This window comes from endosymbiont of Lamellibrachia barhami, assembly GCF_011947365.2.
Classification (GTDB): Bacteria; Pseudomonadota; Gammaproteobacteria; order Chromatiales; family Chromatiaceae; genus QGON01.
In genome coordinates this window covers 315,728-320,483 of sequence record NZ_JAAVSH020000001.1, presented here as the reverse complement: position 1 = coordinate 320,483, position 4,756 = coordinate 315,728, and the positions used below count along the sequence as shown (strand labels likewise).

The 4,756-nt window shown below is 58.2% G+C and carries 1 protein-coding gene; it reads right to left on the bottom strand.

Annotation, left to right across the window (positions count from 1 at the left end; genetic code table 11):
- The coding region (locus tag G9Q73_RS01315) for a PKD domain-containing protein (protein ID WP_177418143.1) at nt 1–4,756 on the bottom strand (4,756 nt) is incomplete at both ends.

The window sequence follows — 4,756 nt, the reverse complement described above, 5'->3', positions numbered from 1 at the left end:
CCGGCGCGCAGCCGTTGGGTGGCTCGCAGGACATCACCAGAGTCGTAGAGAAGCTGACAACGGCATCCTCGTAGGCGAAGACATAGAAGCCGTTGTTGGCGTCACGATGGAAGATGAAGTGGCGACCCACCGGGTCACCGCCCATTGCGGGCATGAAGGCGGAGTGCTGACTGAATTCGGTCAGGTAAGCTGTGACCGGCTTGTTCGCTTTGACCTTGAAGGTGATGCCGTCCCCAGGGGATACATCCCAGAAACCGTACCGATTCAGCGTATTGCTGGCGATGACGGAGTTGTCTTCGAGATTGATGATATCGACCTCGGTGCCATCGTGGGTGGCAACTATACGGCCCAGACGGGCACTGGGAATGTCGTAGCCGTAAAGATCGGTACCCGTGGCAAAGTAGCTTCCACGGCTTCCGTTATTGAAACCCGTTGTGTAGCTGGTCCCGTCACCAAAGTCGATAGTGTAATGTTGGACATTGTGATCGTCAGTGGAGGCAGTAGCATCCAGGACGAGATCCCACTTGCCGTCCCAGGCATCCTGCTCGGTCAGGATGTAGGGGCCGCCCGCGTGGGCTACCGGAGGATCGTTGGCCGCGATAATGACACTGTGCGTTGCAGTATCTGTCTGGCCTGCATGGTCGGTCACGGTCAGGCCGATGTCGTAGCTGCCTGCCGTACCATAGCCATGCACCGGCCGCAGGGTATCGCCAAGCGGCGTGACCCTGACGTTGTCGTAGATCAGGCTCTGGGTATTGGCCAGCAGGCCAATGCCGCCGGAGGGATGACGTGCCACCGGTGTCTCGATCTGCAGGCTCTCCACGCCCCCTTCCGGGGTCACGAAGAACTGCATGGTGCCGTTCTCCACCCGTAGCCGCAGATGATACCAAGTGTCCGCATCCCAGCCGATGCCGCCGTCGACCAGGATCTTCGCGGTCTTCCAATCATAGAAGCGCCAGTGATCCCAACTGTTGAGAGAGTACATCAGGTAGCTGTCGGTGCTGCCGTTGCTGTTGGCCTGACGGAAGACTATTCCCATGTAACCGTCAGTACCGCTATCACCCTTGAAGTCCACCTCAAGTTCAAAATCGGCGTAACTGGTAGCGAGATCCTGGAACCACTTCCAACCGGTGGATGTATCAGTCTGGCGCAACTGTCCGTCCGCTACACTCCAGTTGCCGGCGTTGACGGTCCAGACTGGATTGGCGTTGTAGTCACCGTCCTCGAAATCATCCTTAATACTGCCGATACGACTGAGCGCGCTGCCATCACCCCAGTTCACCTCGTAACCGGAGATGCCGTGATCGTCGCTGGAAGCGCTGAGATCCACACCCACCAACCACTCGCCGAGAGAGGCGGCGGCTTCATCCACCGCTGCAAGCCCGGTGATAGCCGCCACCGGTGGATCGCCTGCCGCCACGGTGGCTGTCGTTGTTGCCGTATGGGACTGACCCACTTCGTCATAGACCGTCAGCGAAACTGCGTAAGTGCCAGCCTGATTGTAGACATGGGTCGGGTTGACACCCTCACCCAGGGTGGTCAGCCGGACATTATCGAAGCTGGCATGGGTCCGGTAGGTGGCGAGACCGACACGCCCCTGCTGGTGTGTGGCATCCGTGTACTCGAACAGGAAGCTTTCATCCAGGTAGACGCTATAAGTGTCACCGCGCCGCTCCACTGCCAGATTGTAAGTGACACCCGACCCGACCGTGAACGGTAGATTGTGATCGACCAGCGAGGCATTGGCACCATTGACCGTGCGATAAAACAACACATCATTGAGTCCGCGACCACGCAGGATGACCTCATAGTGGTTGGCGGCATCCTGGTCGGCCATGAGTATCATGATGGCCTCTTCGCCGGTACCACCCTCGATAACGATATCCGCCTCGAACCGCAGATCATCCGAGATGAGATGTCCGCCCAGAGTGAAGGTGCGATCCAGCGAGGTGTCGGTCTGATGGTAGGCACCGGCATCCACTTGCCAGGTTCCGCTCAGCTCACTCCAACCGTCGGCATTGCCGTCACCGAAGTCATCGGTGAAGCCGTCACCGAAATCCCATTCATAGCGAACCACTGAACTGTCGGGATCGGAGGAGGCGCTGCCGTCAAAATGTCCGATCCAGCGTTCGTTGGAGGCCATCTCCTCACCGAAGAGATAAGGACCACCGGTATCCGCCAGCGGCGGATCACCGGTCACCGTCACCTGCCGGCTGATCCGGTCGATATCACCGCTATCATCTGTCACCGTCAGTACGACGGAATAGACACCTTCGTCAGCGAAGGTATGAGTAACCCCGGCGCCACTGTCGGTTGTTCCGTCACCGAAGTCCCAATCGTAACTGACAATGGAACCCTCATCATAGGAACCGGCGGCGTCAAAGTCGACCGACTCGCCCGCGTTGATTGAATCAGTACTCTGTGTCGCCAAGGCAAACGGCTGACCGCTCACGCGACCGGCGGGGGCGGCTACACCCAGCGTAGTGCCGCCGGTATTGCCAATGCTGAGCCGGGTGCCGAAGGTGCCGTCGCCGTTGCCGGGGTAGTACCAAGCGGTATACCCGGTGTAGTCCACGGCCACGATGTCCAGATTGCCGTCGTTGTTGAAGTCGTTATCGGCGTAGGCGGAGTGGTTGTTGGTATCCAGCGAAGCTACATAGACACCCGGCTGGAAGGTGGCGTCTCCATTGCTCTTGAAGAAGTAGGGGTTGCCGCTGCCGCCCTCTACGGCAATCAGGTCATCGAAACCATCATTGTCAAAATCGCCCAGCACCACACCGTAGGGGTCAGTGCCGGGATCAGCGATCTGGCTGGTGACGAAGTTACCACTGCCGTCACCCAGGTAGAGGTAGACATAGCCATCGCCATAGCGCGCACGGGCAAAATCCATATTCCCGTCGTTGTTTACATCCCCTGCATCCATACCGCGGCCGGAACCGCCGGTATTCGGCAACAGGCTGATATCAAACCCTGAAATATAACTGCGACGGCTGATCTTGAAGTCATCGAACCAGAACTGCTGGCCGCTGGTGCCGTTGTTGTTGGTCCACCACTCAAAAGTCGTGATCCGTCCTTTGGCATCAGGCCAGTTCCCACGAATGGCTTCCGGCAGGTCAATGGAGATCGTGTGCCAACTGTCATCATCGATCAGGCTGACCACCGGGTTCGATGGATAACCATCCGGATCGGCCGTTGCCGTGCCGCCAATCTGAATCCAACCCTTATCATCGATGTAGAAGAAGAGGCCCACCGGAACACCAGGCGGAATCCGGTAGGCGAAGCTCACGATCGGCCCGTTGTGCAGATACCAGCTTGCCGGATTGATAAGCCCAAAGAGGCCGGAGCCATCTCCAGTGGCAAAAACCCGCATGGACCAGTTACCGCTATTGGCCGTGGAGTCGTCACGCATCAGTGCAGTGCCATGACCACTTACCCACCCTTCATTACCGACCTCAAATCCGCTAAAGAAATGGGTCTCCTCATCGAACTGCAGACTGCCCTGGTTGGTAAAGAGCCAGCTGTCACCACTGTTGCCGGTGACCACGAAGTCCATCTCGCCGTCGTTGTTGAAATCTTCCGCCGCCATGTCCATGAGCCACGTATTGACAGTATGGGCACTGTCTCCCACATGTCCCAGATAGACCGGCGCTTTGAAGGTGGCGCCATCCTTTTCATAGTAGTAGAGATGGAGTCTGTGACCGTCGTTGCCGTGACCGGAGATGAGGTCGAAATCACCATCATGGTCGAAGTCGGCAATGGCCGAACCACCGCGTGTGTAGTGGCTGATATCCGACAGGAACTGCAGCGGAGAGAATGTGCCGTCGCCATTGCTGCGGGCGTAGTGAAGTATGCTGTCGTCGCGGGCCGTAACGATGTAGACCTCGGGACCTATGACGATATCGAACGACTGAGCGTCACTCAGCCCCTGGCTGTCCTCGACCCCCACCGTGACCGCTGACTTGCGCGGATCACCCGCAGTCGGTGTCCAGATCACCAGACCCGACGCCGCATCGATGGTCATCCCTGCCGGTCCGGCAGTGAGCGAATAGCTCATGACATCGCCGAATGCCAACTCCGAGTCGTCCACCACGATCTGATAACGGTATTCGACATTCTCCGCCGCAACGACATTGGGCGGTGAGATGATGCTCGGTGCGTGATTCAGCGCACCAACCACCACGGTAAAGCTGTCGGTGCTGCTATTGCCTGCCTCATCGGTAGTGGTGAGTGTGGCCTGGTAGATACCGTCGTCCGGGTAGGCGTAAGCGACTGTCAGCCCGACGCCGAAAATCCCGTTGCCGAAATCCCAACTGTAGTTGACGATGGCATCGTCTGCGTCGCTGGAACCAGCGCCGTCAAAGTGGATAACATCTCCCGCAGCGACCTCGATATATTCCACATTGGACGAGGCGACAGGTTCAGCGACAGTCGTGAACTGCAGGTTGTCGAGCAAGATCGCCGAGTTGCCCCGGCCATCACCGGTATCGCTGATGCGCAGTTCCAGGGTGAACAGATCAGTGCTGCCAGCATGGGCGGAAACATCCGCCACCAGAGTGCGCAGGCCTGTCTGGCGGGTATAACCTGTCCAGGGTGCCGCATAGGATGGGATAAAGGTATCGACCGTGAGCAGCGTCTCTTCGCCGCCGCTGCTCACCAATATCAGTTTGACGGTGAACAGGTCGTTGGCGAAGCTGGGACGAGGTTCGTCGGAGAGAAAATCGTAGTCGAGACGCAGGGCCGCCATCTCTGCCGGTAT